We start from the raw sequence: 15,137 nt of genomic DNA, 5'->3' as shown, positions 1-15,137 counted from the left end.
TTGATCTGGATCGTGCGCCGGTCGTTCCGGAGGCGCCGTTTGTCCCCATAGAATGACGTGAACATTACCGGGGCATGCGCGCATGGCAAGCAGGCGGGGGAAGAGCAGACGGCAGAACGAGCATCTCCTGGCGCTCGCATTCGAAGGCGGCTGGAAGCTGAATTTGATGCTGTGCATGGGCAGCTTGCTGGTGAACGCGGTGTTTCACAGCATCCTGAGAGGAAACACCTTCGCGCCCATGCTCTTTGTCGTGTCCGACATGGTGTGTGGCCTGTTCGCACTTTTGTGCGGCACTTTGGCGATCTTCAAATTCATCCGCAGCCAGATGGCCGTGAGCCGCGAACGGAGCGATGCCCTCAACGCCATCCAGCCAATCGAACCTTCCATTGTGCAAGCCTGGAGGGCCGAGCCAGGCAAACCTGCCCCGCGTGATCCTGCCGCTGCGGCCTTCATCGCCTCGCTCGATCAAGTCACCGATGGCCGACCGCAGGCCTGGAGCCTCGATGTGCTGCGCGACATGGAATGGAAGCGCTTCGAGGAGATCTGCCTCGCCTTCTACCGCGCCAAGGGCATCCGCGCCGAATGCACACCGCTCGGGCCGGATGGCGGCGTGGATGTGCGTCTCTATCAGGATGAGGCCGATCCCGCGCACTGCACGGCCATCGTGCAGTGCAAAGCCTGGGGCGAAAAGTATGTTGGAGTGAAGCCGGTGCGTGAGTTGCGAGGCGTGATGGCCCACGAAAAGATCGACAAAGCCTTCTTCATGGCCCCCGGTGTGTATTCCGACGACGCCAAGGCTTTCGCCCAAACCAACCGCATCACCCTGATTGATGGGCCGATGTTCCTCACCATGCTCACTCGCCTGCCAACTGACGTCAGCCAGCAGCTGCTGAAACAGGCGACCGCTGGCGATTGGACCACGCCGACTTGCCCGAGCTGCGGCACGAAGATGCTCGCGCGTGAAGGGAAGGGCTATCGATTCTGGGGCTGCCGGAGTTTTCCGAAGTGCCGGCAGAGGCTGGGGATGCGGGGTTGAGAAATAGTGCTTGCGGGAAGTTGAATGCTGAAATTCAAGACTTGACCCCGTGATTTTGCGAAAGCGGGAAAGAGTGAGCAGGGCAGGAAATAAAGCAGTTTCTTTGGCATGTTGAGAGGAGAGCGAGATGGGAATTCTGTCCGGGTTATTGGGGAATGCAGGCGTCGTACCGGCGGACAAGCTCGCGGCGGACTATGGCCGCCTCCTGGTTGAGGGCGAGAGTTTTGAAGTGGGATTCGTGGTGTTGCGCGATACCTTCGTATTCACCAACAAGCGCCTGATCCTGGTGAATATCCAGGGGCTCACCGGCAGCAAGATTGATTACCTCTCGATGCCCTATAGCAAGATCACAAAATTCAGCATCGAAACTGCCGGCACCTTCGATCTGGATGCCGAACTCAAAATCTGGGTGGGCAGCGATCCGATGCCGATTGCGAAGAAGTTCAACAAGAAAGTCAGCATCTACGATTTGCAGCAGGTGCTGGCGATGCATGTGCTGGGGTGAGGAATTGATGGGTTGCGGGGACAAAAGGCAAGACCTGACCCTGACTTTCCTGACTCCGATTTTCCTGTTCATATAAAAATTCAATCAGAGACTTAAAGTCATAAAAAATGAAAGAAAAAAAACTAACAACTGCATCGTTACAGTCAGAAATTCGAAACTCATCCAAACGCCACTTCGGGATACATAAGTTTCGAGCGAGGCTCCCTGTGGGAAATTTTATTGCATCATACAAAATACTGTTTCCACACAAGTCTTCTCTCCAAGACTTTCATGGATCTCCATTCCCAAAAGTAGCTAACCAATTATTTGGATCAAAAACCCCTAAGCAACGAGTATCTGCCTTAAGAGAAATCCTATGGGCGATAGCACGTTGCCTTCAGTTTTCAAAAGAACTAAATTCTTTTATTGAAACACAAAAAAAATTTCAAACTGAAATTTTGAATGGCAACTACTCCGGAGCAATGGAGCAGCTCTTAAAGATTGAAGAGGATTTTGGTAAATCTTTTTGGCTTTATCAAAACCAAATGGCATCAGCATACGTCTCAAAAAATGAAAGCGATCTATCTGATACTGCTACTCGCGTAATAGATGAAGTAAAAGAAAACGGGGTTCTACATGCATTACTTTATTACACAAGAAAGAGAATAGAAGGAGCAACCCCAAGAGAAAAAATTCGCAGCGAGATAGCAGAAAAAACGGCCAAGAGCGGCATGCGTCCGTATTTTATGTCTAAAATCCTAGACGCTAACGACTCAAGTGAAATTGCGGTATCAAACCTCCTTTTTCTTGACTCTCAATCATCTTTAATTGATCACTATACTTCCTTGATCCTAGTGCTCCAAGGCGCCGTTTCGGCAGAAATGTTCGAAACACAAACCATGGAATCCATAAGGCCATGGGTTAATAGATTATATAACTCAACGAACGATAAGCGCCTGCTAGGGGTGCTTGCTGCCTTGGGAGATTATATTCATAAAGAAATTACTGTTAGCGATCGCAAGAGGTCAGAAGCAATAGAGGCTTATACCGATGAGAATTACGGTTTGTGTATTGATATTTCATCAAAAATTTTATTTGAAAACCCTCTTGATATTGCTGTTCGTGTTCTAAGTGCAAAGGCCTCTTCCTCGACAAATAGACAACCAGAAAAAACAGGCGGCCTTGCTGAAGAAATTAACGACGGATTGTTCAACCTCCTTTCCGCAAATGACCAGTTTCTAAGGAGCGCTTATGCATTACTTCAGACGGCAGACAGATTTTTTGATCACAATTGGGCTCAATACCTAAGGGTCGCGGTGTGGAATGAGTTGGGGGCCGAAGAGAAAAAGCGGTCTCAGCCATGGATGCGAGACATATATGTGCGTGATGAATATATAACCCCATTCACTGCTATTGCTCTTGATGAAGCATATTCATATTCTATAATTGGTCGACTAGATTCAGAAGGAGTGTTTCCTAAAACATTACGCCTCGTGAAAACCATCATGGAGCACCCGGAAGCCAAAAGCGATATACAAAGCTCTAGGTTCGAAAAATACAAAGCTCGTGAATTTCTCACAAAAAACAAATACAAAGAAGCGGCAGCAGCGTACATAAATTCAGCTAAAACAACCCACCTGCCTATAGTTCGTTTGCGAACAATGGGAGGAGCTTCTTTGGCTTTGATGCTTGACGGGCAGTACAAAGCCGCAGTTGAAACTTTGATAGCGGCCTACCTGGACTGCCCTAACGCCCCAACAACTCTTCCATTCAAAGAACTTACGGACCGTCTTAGCGACCCAGACGATTGGCCCAATACAATTTGCTTGGGCCTTTTGTTCAGCATTTCAAATCAATTCAATGAAAATGAGGATATAAGCAAGCTCAGACTCTCATTTGAGAGATTTTGTGAAAACAACTCAATTAACTCAGCGAGTCAATTGGCTCAGAAAATTGACGAATTCGGAGCCAAGGAAGTTGTTTCGTATTTAGATAATGTATGGCTGCCCGAAGTTATGCGGCAAACACTGCTGTACACCACGCCATCTGAAATTGAAGAGTCTCGAATTGAGGCGTGTCAAGTGTTGGCAAAGATTGATTCCGCGCGTGCAAGATCGCACAAGGAAGAACTAGCTTCCAGAATTAAACAACAGGAAATTTCTAAAGTCAGTGCTCTGGTTGAGCAAAGCAAGGTATATGTTGATATTGATGCAATAAAAAGATCATTGCGAGCAAGGCTAAAAAGTACATATGCTCAATACAAAACAGCATTAACTCAGTACGATCGCCAGCCAAGCGATTTGTTAATTAAATTACAAAATGCTTTTAACGAACTTGAAAATATAGCCTCACTTCCAACAATACTCTCAAATTTACATCTTGTGGATGGGAATGAATTTGAGACGCCGTCCAGCCTGCAGTTCGGAGCCATATTTCAAGAAATAACAAAAGAATTTTTAACCGGAGATCACGGCCTTAATGCGTATTTAAGCACTCGCGTCCGGCACGGAAAAATGCTTGACGCAATCCGAAAATCCGTAATGGACGAACATCTTGTAACGGCAAGAAAAGATGATGGAATCTATGTGGTAAATACTTATTGGTCGAATGATCTACCGAATCCAGAAATAGAAAGTTCTGTTATTGACGCATTGGCGACATTTTCCTTCAAATTTGACGAAACCCTATTCTACGCAAGGGATAAAAAAATACAAATCAAAACATACCTTGATCTTAAATCCACTGACAATAACAATGAAGCGCTGTTTTTGTATCACTTTTCAAACCTTGAACGCCAGCTCATGCAAAAATATGATGCTGAGTTCAAGAATATTGACGAGCTAATCGAAAAGTGTGTTGATTCTCTTTGGGAAAAGACAGATATAAATTTAGAAAAATTAAGAGATTATGTTGATAATACACTTCGGAACGAGATGCTTTCTCATTTCGATAACCTGACGGCAGATCTATCTCATATTTTTTACGGAAAGGTTCCGAGTCGTTTGGCTAATTCAATTGCGCGTGCCAGAACAGCAACGCAACAAGCTATTGACAACATACTGAATTGGTTTCGCCGAAGTGAGGTATTTGACCGGCAAGATTTTGATGTTGACTTCCCAAGTCAAATTGCAGCAAGCATGGTGAACAGAACCTTGTCAATGCAAAGCCCGTGGCACGGGCCTAAATATCAAATTAGTGTCCCTGCAGACACAAAGCTTCCGGGGCGCGCACTAGACAGCCTTGTCGATATTTTTTACACGATATTTGAAAACGCAGCAAAGTACGCTGAAATTGAATCCATACCTCTTAACGTACAATTAACTCTTAATTATCGTGACGGTCACTTTTCTTGTGAAGCACTTAGTGATGGAAAGCCGCCATCCGATGATCAGCTAACCTTATTGAAAGACCTAAAGTCATCTCTTGACTCGAAAGAGTCACGAAGGTTGGCGCAATCAGAAGGACGCAGTGGGTTTAGAAAGATACTCATAGCATTGAGCAGTCCCATGTATCGAAACCCATTTTTGGATTTTGATCACAAATTGGAAGGTTTATTTGTCGTTAGGTTCGGATTTAACCTCTCGGAGTCATTATGAAAATTTTGTTTGTCGAGGATGATGATGACAAAGCGCAGAAAGTTAGTAGCGAGATTTCATTGATAGACGGAGAAATTGAACTTATTCGCGCTAAATCATTTACATCGGCGCTTCGATGCTTAGTTAAGTCTAGTGATATAGATGGCGTCATTCTTGATATGAGCATGCCAAATTACGACCACTCACAAGAGCCTCCTGAAAATTTCGCAGGTCGTGACCTGTTGCGTCAATTTAAATTGCGAAAGATAGTGAAGCCAACTTTCGTTGTTACAATGCTTGACATATTTGGTAGCGGAAGTGAAGAGCTAACCATTTCCCAACTTAATGACCAGCTCGCATCAGAGTTCTCGCCAGCTTACCTAGGTATTGCCTACTACAGCTCAGCGCAGGAATCCTGGAAGTCCCAGCTTTCATTGCTTATCGATCAGATGAAATCTTTTTAATTATGAAGCTGCTTATCGTTGATGACTCCCATCAAAAGGTTGAACTAATCTTCTTGGCTATCAAGGAGACCGGCCTTACTGTTTTCGTAACCCATGAAACAAGCGCCGTAAGCGCACGCCGTAAGCTTCAAGAAGAAGAGTTTGATCTTCTTCTCATTGATCTGATGCTGCCAGATATAGCAGGCAGCCCCCCCAACCCCAAAGGGGGGATTGAGTTTTTTGATCTTATTTTACAGGATAACAAAATCGATCTTCCTACAGAAATTCTATTTGTTACTGGCGAAGACTGTTTAATAACTCCTGGAAGATCAGAGGTTGAGCGAAGAGGAAGTTCGCTTTGCGCAATATCTGCAGAATCTACAAATTGGGTGTATGTACTGTCTGGACAAATTAAATTAGCGGCACTGAGGGCTGATCGAAAACAAAAGTCGTTCGATTTTGCAATCATCACCGCACTTGGATCGGAACTTGAGGCTGTACTTAATCTGTCGTATTCGTGGAAAAAAATGCGCCTTAAGGGAGATCCGACTTTGTACTACAAAGGCCATTTTGAAGAGGACGGAGTTACACGTACGCTTGTTGCTGCAAGCGCTTTGCAAAAGGGAATGGCAAGTTCTGCGTCGCTTGCTAGTAAGCTAGTCCTAAAATTCAAACCAGATCTATTGGTTATGACAGGAATTTGTGCTGGAGTGAGAGACAAAGTAAACCTTGGTGATGTTGTTGTTGGGAACCCAACTTGGGATTGGGGGAGCGGCAAGCATGCTGAGACGGAAAATGGACTTTCGATATTCAAGCTAGCTCCCAAGCAGAGCGAACTGAGTGTGGGCTTGGCAACCTTATGTGATGAAATTGCTAGATCCTCGTCATTCCGTAGAAACATCCGAGCCGGATGGGAGAAATCTGTGCCACCTGGAGAGTTTCATGCTCATGTTGGGCCCATGGCTTCAGGAGCAAGTGTGATAGCAAATTCATCTGTAGGAAAAGAAATTGCATCTCAGAATAAGGACTTGATTGCGATTGAAATGGAGGCTTTCGCAGTTATGGTGGCCGCTGAATACTCAATGATTAATAACATGCAAGCGGTTGCAATTAAGAGTGTTTGTGATTTTGCTGACGCAGATAAGAGCGATGATTGGCAGCAATATGCGGCTTACACTAGCGCATCCTTCGCAGACGAGTTATTTAGGCAATTCTACCGGGCACTGCAATAACGTCACCGCTTACGGCGGGGTCGATTCGGGTGGGGTGAAACTCCACCGGAAACCCCTGGGGTCAGGTCTGAAGCCCGGGGTCAGGTCTTGAATTGAAGCATTTCCCTCTCCACCCTGAATAAACTGGAAAACTCATGGAAGAAATCAATCTGCTGGTGCTGATCGAAGTGCAGCCGGGCAAGCGCGCGATTCAGATCGAGGCCTTCGAGCAGCTCCGCCCTCTGGTGCTCGCGGAGCCGGGCTGCATTCAATATGAGCTCTTCAGCGATGACGAGGATGAAAACAAATTCATTCTCGTCGAGAAGTGGGCGTCACAGGAAGCGCTGGCGGCGCATGGCAAAACGGTGCACATGCTCGCGGCGGTGGCGCGAAATCCTTCCTTCCGCGCGAAGCCGGCGAGCGTCATCAGGATGAGCCCGGTGGGCCGCTGATCCAGCCGCATGCGCATCGCGCACGCGGCTTCGGAAGCTCAGCTTGCCCGCGTTGATTCAGGGTGGGTGCGGAATGAAGCGTTCAAGCGCTGTGGCAGCACCCGGGATGCTTTCCGGAAATACCGGGGATCTCTGGGAATTCGGTCAGAGCTTGGCGTCTAGCGAGGGATTGCTCAACCACTCGGTAATCATCTCTACCGTGCTTTCGCTGAGCGAGTCGACGGATCGACAGGTCGTGAGGCCGCGCCCCGATCTGGTATGCGAATGGAAACTGCCGACGAGCATGTTGCCATCGCGCAATTCGCCTGACATGTTCATCCACTTGGGGCCGGAGAGGCCACCTCCGCCGAGCGCATGAACATTGTTCACGCGAAGGATCAGGCGCCGCCCGCTGTATTTTTCGATGTCGATACTGCGCGCTTCGAGCTTGGCACGCGGAGGGGTGTCGCCTTCATTGAAGGCTTTTACCAGGCGTGTGACCAGCGCCGTCTGGAAATGGCAGTCGTTGCGCACGGTGTCGTTGATGGCATCGGCGTCACCGATCAGTACCTCTGCGCCCACGACGATTGTTTCATCCGGATGGAGGCCGGTACATGCTTCATCACAGGCCGGGAGCCGGGTTTGCGATATCAGCAAAGGCCGGGGTCAGGTCTTGAATTTAAGCATTCCTGGCCTAAGGTGATGCATGGCCCGACCCATCCGACTTGAGTTTTCTGGCGCGCTTTACCATGTGACCTCGCGTGGCGATGGTCGGGAGGCGATTTATCTTTCGGATGCTGACCGGCAGGATTGGTTGGCGGTGCTCGGACAGGTGTGCAAGCGCTTCAACTGGGAGGTGCATGCCTGGTGCCAGATGAGCAATCACTATCATCTGCTGCTTGAAACGCCAGAAGGCAATCTGTCTGCTGGCATGCGGCAACTCAACGGCGTCTATACCCAGAACTTCAATCGCCGCCATGCGCGCGTGGGGCATGTTTTTCAGGGGCGCTATAAAGCGATTCTGGTGGAGCGCGATGCCTATTTGCTGGAGCTCGCGCGCTACATCGTGCTCAACCCGGTGCGTGCCGGCATGGTGGCTCAGGCTCAGGACTGGCCCTGGAGTTCGTGCCTTGCAATGCTCGGGCAGGCGCCAGCGCCAGACTGGCTGAATGTTGGCAAGCTGCTGATGGCGTTTGCGGAGCTGCCGGAGCTTGCTGCCATCCGGTATCTGAAGTTTGTTGAAGAGGGCTTGGGGCGGCCTTCTGTCTGGGGCGATCTGAAGGGCCAGGTGTATCTGGGCAGCGATGCTTTTTTAAACACGCTCAAAGCCAATATCGAAAAATCACCCAGCGCAGAGCACCCGCGCATGCAACGCCGCGCGATGGGAAAGGCGCTCAAGGAGTATGTCGCCCAAGCTTGTGACAAGCCCAGCCGCAACGCAGCGATTTGCGCGGCCTACGCCAGCGGCGATTACACACAACAAGAACTCGCCACAGCCTTCGGGCTGCATTACACGAGCATCAGCCGGATTGTTGTTGAGGCATAAATGCTTTAATTCAAGACCGGGCTCCTGCTCTTTTGATCGGTTGCCCGTCGTCTTTGGGATGATGGCCATTCCCTCAAGTTTCGATAAATTTTTCCGTTATTTTTTAAATATTTTCATTGTAAAGAAAGTTCGTTAATGAAACGGTGCTCGCTGATCATTGCAATCGCTTTTTTGTCTGGCTGCGCGACTGGTGTCCGCTACAAGAGTCCTTCAGAAGGCGAGCCTTCGGCAGAGTTTATAAAGCATAAAGGTGCTTCGATTGGAACTTTTACAGATAGCGGCTGCCTTGCTACCTATTCATCTTTAATCAATGGAATGAAAATATACGCAGACAAACCGGCACATATTGGATATTACGAGAAGGTTGGTTCGAACCACTACTGCTCGCTTTCGTTCTCCTTCATTCCCGAAAATGGTGCAGCTTACGAACTCACAACAGAGTTAGTCAGAAGCCAGGCCGAAATTGACTCGTTCTTCAAGGCCCCGTTCTCCGGCGCAAAGTGCTTTGTCGCGATATTGAAAATCAGCCCTGACGGCAGCAGATCCTTAGTGGATGTTCATAGAGAAGACCCGAACAACTTTCGGAAAAAGTGCGAGCCGAACTAGAAGCCCGTAGAAGCCCGGGGTCAGGTCTTGAATTGAAGCATTTCCCTCTCCACCCTGAATAAACTGGAAAACTCATGGAAGAAATCAATCTGCTGGTGCTGATCGAAGTGCAGCCGGGCAAGCGCGCGATTCAGATCGAGGCGTTTGAAGCGCTCCGCCCGTCGGTGCTCGCGGAGCCGGGCTGCATTCAATATGAGCTCTTCAGCGATGACGAGGATGAAAATAAATTCATTCTCGTCGAGAAGTGGGCGTCACAGGAAGCGCTGGCGGCGCACGGCAAAACGGCGCACATGCTCGCGGCGGTGGCGCGAAATCCTTCCTTCCGCGCGAAGCCGGCGAGCGTCATCAGGATGAGCCCGGTGAGCCGCTGATCCAGCCGCATGCGCATCGCGCACGCGGCTTCGGAAGCTCAGCTTGCCTGCGTTGATTCAGGGTGGGTGCGGAATGAAGCGTTCAAGCGCTGTGGCCAGCACCGGGGAGGCTCTCCGGAAATGCCAGGGATCTCTGGAAGTCCGTTCAGAGTTTGGCGTCTAGCGAGGGATTGCTCAACCACTCGGTAATCATCTCTACCGTGCTTTCGCTGAGCGAGTCGACGGATCGACAGGTCGTGAGGCCGCGCCCCGATCTGGTATGCGAATGGAAACTGCCAACGAGCATGTTGCCATCGCGCAATTCGCCTGACATGTTCATCCACTTGGGGCCGGAGAGGCCGCCTCCGCCGAGCGCATGAACATTGTTCACGCGAAGGATCAGGCGCCGCCCGCTGTATTTTTCGATGTCGATACTGCGCGCTTCGAGCTTGGCACGCGGAGGGGTGTCGCCTTCATTGAAGGCTTTTACCAGGCGTGTGACCAGCGCCGTCTGGAAATGGCAGTCGTTGCGCACGGTGTCGTTGATGGCATCGGCGTCACCGATCAGTACCTCTGCGCCCACGACGATTGTTTCATCCGGATGGAGGCCGGTACATGCTTCGTCACAGGTCGGGAGCCGCGTTTGCGATATCCATTCGCCAGCGCTTTCGCCAAGGGATGTGCCGATCTGGGTCAGGGCGGAGCAGGCGGTCTGGCTGTCTTTGAAGGACTCTTCTTCATCGAAGTCCTGGGTGGCGAGGAGCTTGCCGCCTTGCGTGACGTTTGCCCGCACGCGTACGGTGTATTGGCTCTCTCGGGATGAGCGCTCGATGTCGAATCCGATCACTTGAATGGACAGCCGGGTGTCGCCGGCTGTTGGCGTTCCGCTCAAGGGGACGAGGGTTCCTTCGGAGTGGGCAATGGCGGCTTTTGCGATGCCGGGTTCCCAGGCACAGGCGGTGTTGTCAGGCTGTGTCGTGGGCAGATAGGTGATCGTGTCTTCGATCTGAACCGCGCTCCACGCAGAGCTGGCTGTGAGGATGCAGGTGATCGAAACCAGGAGATGACGGAGCAGGGACATGGTGAAGTTGATCGATAGAGAAAGCGTGTCAGCCAGAAAAGTCCGATGACAAACGCAAGAAACCACGCTCGGATGCGCATGGAGCCCTTTAACTGGGCTATCCAGTGGGCGGTGCGCTGTAAGGGTGTGCAATGCGCGCCTGGAATTCTACGAAATCGAGGTCAGTCATGGTGCGCGATGTGCCCCCCGCATTTCTGTGCGCACGGAGGCAGGCCTTGCCTTGTGCCTCTCCGCTTCCTGAGCCCCGATGATCTGAGCTCGTTCATCGGGGCGTTCAGATGTCCCAGCCCTTGCGGATCAGGTGCGGGATCTCCTCCGGGCGTGATTTCTGCGCCTTGTCCTGGTATTTCGAGTGAGCTAGGTTTCAGGGTGATTCTTTCGAGGGCATGTCTCATGACATCCATGAATTTCTCTTTCAAGCCGGTTCTCCTGACGCTCTTTGCGGCAACGCTGACGCTCCCGGTGCATGCAGAGCCCAAGGAAAATATTTACGGCAAGGACCAGAGCTCTGCCTATGAGGCCGGGTGGCCGTTCAGGGTGAATCCTCCCAATCGCCTGGGGGCTTTTGATGGCAGGGCCTTGAAAGCGCTGTATGCCGACAAGCCCGTGTGGATACAGCCCAGCGCTGTGGCGACGCCACTGGATAAAGCGCCTGTGAAATTCGGCTTCATGCACAACCCTGCCGATCTGCTGAAAAAGCATCCGATCATGGGGATGGCCCTCGGCAAGAACGGGAAGCTGGTGTTTGAGCAGTACCAGTACGGCACCTCGGCCAGTTCAATGTTCGATAGTCAGTCAATCGCAAAGATCATTACGGGTTTCAGCCTGGGCGCGCTGATTCAGCAAGGCACGGCGATTGATCTGGACGCAAGGATGGGGGCGCTGGTGCCCCGCTTGCAGGGGAGTGCGATTGCCAGTGCAACGCTGCGACAAACCCTGAACATGCAGTGCGGGCACGATTTCAAATGGGTGGATGACGGGATTGATGGCAGTGCCGCCCGCTACGCCGCCGTGCGCTTTGCTGCCAAGGATAAAGGCGGACGAGACCTGTATGCCTACTACCAGGAGCTGCCTGCCAATCTCCCCGGGAAAACCTTTGCCTACGACCCGCATTGCAGCGACAGCCTCAGCATGCTGATCACGGAAAAGACCGGCATGCCCTTGCGGCGGTTCTTTGAGCAGGCGGTCTGGCAAAAGCTCGGGACTTCGAACCGCGCAGCCTGGCTGAGCCCCAGCCAGAATCCTGAATTGACCACCGGGTCCAGCGGGTTTTACGCCACGCTTCCGGACTATGCCTTGTTGGCAAACCTGATGGTGAATGGGGGCTCGGCAAATGGCGTCGTGATCGCCAGCCCGGACTGGGTGAAGCGCATGTATTCCGATACGGTCGCCGTACCGCGATCAGAAAATGAAAATTTTGCGCGCTACGGTTATCAGGCCTGGGTCCGGAGTGACAAGGCAGATACCTGGTTTGCGGGTTTGGGTAACCATGGGCAACGGTTTTACCTCGACCCCAGGAGCAATAGTTTCATGATCATTTTCGCGCTGGACTTTGATCACATCAAAGACTCGGACAAGTTCTGGGAGTGGTTCAGAAACACCCCCATCGACAAGCTCTGAGAAGCGGGAAAGGGGCGGACCCAGTCTTCTGCCCCGGTCGATCAGGCAGGTGCCGGCGGCGATGGGTGCAGGCCTTGGCTTTTGCTTCTCCGCATCCAGGGGCCCGATGATCTGAGCTCGTTCATCGGGGCGTTCAGAGGTCCCGGCCCTTGCGGATCGACTTTGAGGGGCGGTTTATCGCCTCACTTTGCGTGGGGCGGGGCGAAGATATTTGGGATGGCGATGAAAACCGGCGGATGTTGCTGACGGTGCGGGGAGATGAATCGGCGCGCTTTGATGCGCGGGGGGCCGTGGGCCCGGGCAAGGGCGCAGGCTGCGCCCTGTGCCGAGCCCGTGCTTACTTCACCGACATGATCCGGATGATCGTTTCAAGATCCTGAGAGTTCTTGATGTATTTGTTGTAGGTCTTGATGGCCAGGGATTCGATGCCGGTCATCGAGATCTGCGAGCGGGGAACCACGGTGACGCCGGCTTTCTTGGCGGTCGTGAGTGCGGCACTTTCCTGATCCGTCCAGAGCTTGGTCATGTGGCCGCTGGCATCCTGCGCGCTCTGCCGGATCGCGTCTTGCTGCGCAGTGCTCAGCGTGCCCCAGGTTTTTTTCGAGATCAGCAGCACTTCGGGCAGCAGCAGGTGCTCGTCCTGCATCAGCCAGGGGGTGATCTTGTGGTGCTCGGCCGCAACGAAATTCACGGTGCCGCCATCCACACAGTCGAGCTCGCCGGCGCGCAGTGCTTCCGGAATCTTGTTGAAGGACATGGGCACTGGCGTGCCGCCCAGATTGCGGATCAGGTCTTCGAACACCGGGGATGGCAGAACGCGGATCTTGCGACCGGCGAAGTCGGCCTGCGAGCGGATCGGCTTCATGCAATAGAAGTTGCGTGGAGCGCTTTCGAAATACGCCAGGCGGATCAGGCCTTTCTGCTCCAGCTCCTGATCCAGACGCTGACCGAAGTCTCCCTTGAGCACTTTCCCCATGTGATCGCTGGAGCGGAACAGATAGGGCAGGCTGGCGAGTGTGGCGGCGGATGATTGCTCGCTGAGCGCGCCAAGATTGAGTCGGGCAAGGGCCTGGGTGCCGTTTTGCAGGGCCAGTATCGCGTCATGCTCGCTGCCTGCCGAGCCATTGGCCTTTACCGTGATCGTGAGATCGCCTCGGGTGGCTTGCGTGAGCCGCTGGCCGAAAAACTCCAGCGTGCGAACAACCGGATGATCGGAGGTTTGCTGATCAGACACGACCAGATTGACGGCTGCGCTGCCCGCTGCGGACCACGCCAGACTGAAGCTAAGGAGGGTGATGGATGCAAATCGTCGCGTGGGGGTCATCCGTGTCTTTCTGTGAAGTTTTCAGGGCAAGGCGGATATGAAATGCCTTGTGTCTGGAAACTCTAGGAGACGGTACGGAAAGCCATGAAAACAAAGGTTAATTCCACCGGGGGGAATTGTTTCCTGCCCGCAGCGTGAAAGCCTGTTCGGCTACTGAAAATCCGGCAGGATGAGGCGCTGGGCCCGCCCTGAGGAGAGGGGCAGGGCGCGCAAACAGTTTTACGCTTGCGCACGTGAATGAGGCGCCCCTGCTCAGGGTGGAGTCTTCGATGCGGGAGCGATGCCCCGGGGGTAAACCCGCCGGAAATGTCCTCCGAGCATAATGCGGGGCCTTGTTCCGGATGGTGGTGTTTGCGCGCCGTCCCAAGCTACTTTTTTGATGCCCGAGGAGGGCGCATGCGTTTTTTGTCTGTGCTTGGTTTGAAGCCCAAATCAATCGTGGTGGATGGCACGCCTCCTGCGTCACTGGGGCGTTTCCTTCAAAAGCTGACGCTGGCGGAGTTTCAGGAAGCCGAAGCTTTGATGAAGGCGCTCTCCGAGGAGAATCTGGAACGTTTGATCGCCAGTTTTGCGGATCTGGAAGAGGCTGCTGATCTGGCTTCTGCCTGGCAGAGCGCAAGGCCTTCTTCTGCGCTGGCACATACTGTTCTGGGGGCTTGCCTGATTACGGCGGGCTGGAAGAGGCGCGGTTCGAGTTATGCCGAGGATGTGGATGAGGCGCAATGGGCCCCCTTCCTGGAGTATCTGGAGCGTGCGCAAAGTGTGTTGAATGCGGCCGTGGCGCTGGATCCCTCATCCTCTGCAGCTTTGGGCTGGCTGATTCTCGCGAAGGTGGGCGGCACTGGCGAGCGCGAGGAGATTGAGCGTTTGTTTGCTGAGGCTACGGGCAGGGTTCCGATGCACTGGCCTTCGCATTGGCGGTATTTCATGGCGACCACTGAAAAGTGGGGAGGGAGTCATCGGGAGATGTTCGCTTTTGCAAACGCTGTTTCTGCCAAAGCGGGGAAGGGAAGCATTTTGCATAGCCTGCTTGCCGCCGCTTATTGCGAGTTTGCGCTGGCTGAGGGGCATGCCGGATTGAAGCAGATGCGCTCTCTGGAAAATGCAGAAAGGGTGCGGGTGGCGCTTTATAAGTGGTTGGCGGCTACGCCGGCCACGCTGGATGAAAAGCTTGAACAAGTCAGCGGCGGATTTTCGGCAATGGCCATCAACCATTTCGCGGCGGCTTGTTATCTGTGTGGCGCCTTCCCTGAGGCCAGAAGTTTGGTGAATGCCTTGCACGACGAAATTGAAACCGTGCCCTGGTGCTGGATCGCAAAGGGTGTGAAAGAGCAAGCAAACCCGGGTTTCGTGTTTGATCGGGTCAAGCGCGAGCTGGCGACGGCGGCAGGCTAGGAATCCCGAGGCTTGTCTTTTGCCCAGTGACAAGC

14 protein-coding genes are annotated in these 15,137 nt (G+C 52.5%); 11 read left to right on the top strand and 3 right to left on the bottom strand.

All coding sequences use genetic code 11. From position 1 onward, the window contains the following. Positions 1-175 precede the first annotated feature (175 nt). From Q3Y64_RS11940 to Q3Y64_RS11915, 6 genes are all read left to right on the top strand, one after another. Positions 176-1,036 carry a restriction endonuclease gene (locus tag Q3Y64_RS11940; RefSeq protein WP_303562129.1) on the top strand — a complete coding sequence of 287 codons (861 nt, stop codon included), beginning with the start codon at positions 176-178 and terminating at the stop codon, positions 1,034-1,036. A gap of 127 nt (positions 1,037-1,163) precedes the next feature. Continuing rightward, positions 1,164-1,541: a PH domain-containing protein gene (locus Q3Y64_RS11935; protein WP_101941183.1), complete on the top strand. Its 378-nt coding sequence runs from the start codon at positions 1,164-1,166 to the stop codon at positions 1,539-1,541. Positions 1,542-1,648: 107 nt separating this feature from the next. Beyond that, positions 1,649-5,116, top strand: a complete 3,468-nt coding sequence (locus Q3Y64_RS11930; protein WP_303562125.1) for a hypothetical protein — start codon at positions 1,649-1,651, stop codon at positions 5,114-5,116. After that, entirely contained in the window at positions 5,113-5,559 is a 447-nt protein-coding gene (locus tag Q3Y64_RS11925; protein WP_303562124.1) for a hypothetical protein, read from the top strand. The genes Q3Y64_RS11930 and Q3Y64_RS11925 overlap by 4 nt, the downstream gene beginning before the upstream one ends. Positions 5,560-5,561: 2 nt before the next feature. Continuing rightward, entirely contained in the window at positions 5,562-6,770 is a 1,209-nt protein-coding gene (locus tag Q3Y64_RS11920; RefSeq protein ID WP_303562122.1) for a hypothetical protein, read from the top strand. 134 nt (positions 6,771-6,904) lie between these two features. After that, positions 6,905-7,201: a putative quinol monooxygenase gene (locus Q3Y64_RS11915; RefSeq protein WP_303562120.1), complete on the top strand. Its 297-nt coding sequence runs from the start codon at positions 6,905-6,907 to the stop codon at positions 7,199-7,201. A 144-nt stretch (positions 7,202-7,345) separates the two neighbouring features. On the opposite strand, the gene Q3Y64_RS11910 is transcribed toward Q3Y64_RS11915, so the two are convergent. Beyond that, on the bottom strand, positions 7,346-7,762 hold the full coding sequence (locus tag Q3Y64_RS11910) for a hypothetical protein (RefSeq protein ID WP_303562118.1): 417 nt from the start codon (positions 7,760-7,762) through the stop codon (positions 7,346-7,348). 124 nt (positions 7,763-7,886) lie between these two features. Here Q3Y64_RS11910 and Q3Y64_RS11905 point away from each other — a divergent pair, with 124 nt between their 5' ends. The 3 genes from Q3Y64_RS11905 (at position 7,887) to Q3Y64_RS11895 (ending at position 9,703) form a co-directional block, all read left to right on the top strand. Beyond that, positions 7,887-8,726, top strand: coding sequence for a transposase (locus Q3Y64_RS11905; RefSeq protein ID WP_303562116.1), 840 nt, complete (start codon positions 7,887-7,889; stop codon positions 8,724-8,726). A 135-nt stretch (positions 8,727-8,861) separates the two neighbouring features. After that, positions 8,862-9,332: a hypothetical protein gene (locus Q3Y64_RS11900; protein ID WP_303562114.1), complete on the top strand. Its 471-nt coding sequence runs from the start codon at positions 8,862-8,864 to the stop codon at positions 9,330-9,332. A 74-nt stretch (positions 9,333-9,406) separates the two neighbouring features. After that, positions 9,407-9,703 carry a putative quinol monooxygenase gene (locus tag Q3Y64_RS11895; protein ID WP_303562112.1) on the top strand — a complete coding sequence of 99 codons (297 nt, stop codon included), beginning with the start codon at positions 9,407-9,409 and terminating at the stop codon, positions 9,701-9,703. Between the two features lie 145 nt (positions 9,704-9,848). Here Q3Y64_RS11895 and Q3Y64_RS11890 read toward each other — a convergent pair whose 3' ends face one another. Further along, the gene (locus Q3Y64_RS11890; RefSeq protein WP_303562110.1) at positions 9,849-10,763 is read right to left on the bottom strand and encodes a hypothetical protein; all 915 of its coding nucleotides are present in this window, start codon (positions 10,761-10,763) and stop codon (positions 9,849-9,851) included. Positions 10,764-11,156: 393 nt separating this feature from the next. Here Q3Y64_RS11890 and Q3Y64_RS11885 point away from each other — a divergent pair, with 393 nt between their 5' ends. After that, the gene (locus Q3Y64_RS11885) at positions 11,157-12,383 is read left to right on the top strand and encodes a serine hydrolase (RefSeq protein ID WP_303562108.1); all 1,227 of its coding nucleotides are present in this window, start codon (positions 11,157-11,159) and stop codon (positions 12,381-12,383) included. 337 nt (positions 12,384-12,720) lie between these two features. Here the strand turns inward: Q3Y64_RS11885 and dctP are convergent, their stop codons facing one another. After that, positions 12,721-13,707, bottom strand: a complete 987-nt coding sequence (dctP, locus tag Q3Y64_RS11880) for a TRAP transporter substrate-binding protein DctP (RefSeq protein WP_303562107.1) — start codon at positions 13,705-13,707, stop codon at positions 12,721-12,723. Positions 13,708-14,013: 306 nt separating this feature from the next. Here dctP and Q3Y64_RS11875 point away from each other — a divergent pair, with 306 nt between their 5' ends. Then, the gene (locus Q3Y64_RS11875) at positions 14,014-15,102 is read left to right on the top strand and encodes a DUF4034 domain-containing protein (RefSeq protein ID WP_303562106.1); all 1,089 of its coding nucleotides are present in this window, start codon (positions 14,014-14,016) and stop codon (positions 15,100-15,102) included. Positions 15,103-15,137: the final 35 nt, after the last annotated feature.

Source organism: Uliginosibacterium sp. 31-12 (genome assembly GCF_030548425.1).
Taxonomy (GTDB): domain Bacteria; phylum Pseudomonadota; class Gammaproteobacteria; order Burkholderiales; family Rhodocyclaceae; genus Uliginosibacterium; species Uliginosibacterium aquaticum.
Note: the sequence above shows the minus strand (reverse complement) of the source record. Positions and strands in the feature narration are given on the sequence as shown.

Excerpts from the sequence above, each read along its gene's own strand:
- Q3Y64_RS11940 (WP_303562129.1), top strand. The coding sequence starts at position 176 with ATGGGCAGCTTGCTGGTGAACGCGGTGTTTCACAGCATCCTGAGAGGA.
- Q3Y64_RS11935 (WP_101941183.1), top strand. The coding sequence starts at position 1,164 with ATGGGAATTCTGTCCGGGTTATTGGGGAATGCAGGCGTCGTACCGGCG.
- Q3Y64_RS11930 (WP_303562125.1), top strand. The coding sequence starts at position 1,649 with ATGAAAGAAAAAAAACTAACAACTGCATCGTTACAGTCAGAAATTCGA.
- Q3Y64_RS11925 (WP_303562124.1), top strand. The coding sequence starts at position 5,113 with ATGAAAATTTTGTTTGTCGAGGATGATGATGACAAAGCGCAGAAAGTT.
- Q3Y64_RS11920 (WP_303562122.1), top strand. The coding sequence starts at position 5,562 with ATGAAGCTGCTTATCGTTGATGACTCCCATCAAAAGGTTGAACTAATC.
- Q3Y64_RS11915 (WP_303562120.1), top strand. The coding sequence starts at position 6,905 with ATGGAAGAAATCAATCTGCTGGTGCTGATCGAAGTGCAGCCGGGCAAG.
- Q3Y64_RS11905 (WP_303562116.1), top strand. The coding sequence starts at position 7,887 with ATGGCCCGACCCATCCGACTTGAGTTTTCTGGCGCGCTTTACCATGTG.
- Q3Y64_RS11900 (WP_303562114.1), top strand. The coding sequence starts at position 8,862 with ATGAAACGGTGCTCGCTGATCATTGCAATCGCTTTTTTGTCTGGCTGC.
- Q3Y64_RS11895 (WP_303562112.1), top strand. The coding sequence starts at position 9,407 with ATGGAAGAAATCAATCTGCTGGTGCTGATCGAAGTGCAGCCGGGCAAG.
- Q3Y64_RS11890 (WP_303562110.1), bottom strand. The coding sequence starts at position 10,763 with ATGTCCCTGCTCCGTCATCTCCTGGTTTCGATCACCTGCATCCTCACA.
- Q3Y64_RS11885 (WP_303562108.1), top strand. The coding sequence starts at position 11,157 with ATGACATCCATGAATTTCTCTTTCAAGCCGGTTCTCCTGACGCTCTTT.
- dctP (WP_303562107.1), bottom strand. The coding sequence starts at position 13,707 with ATGACCCCCACGCGACGATTTGCATCCATCACCCTCCTTAGCTTCAGT.
- Q3Y64_RS11875 (WP_303562106.1), top strand. The coding sequence starts at position 14,014 with ATGTCCTCCGAGCATAATGCGGGGCCTTGTTCCGGATGGTGGTGTTTG.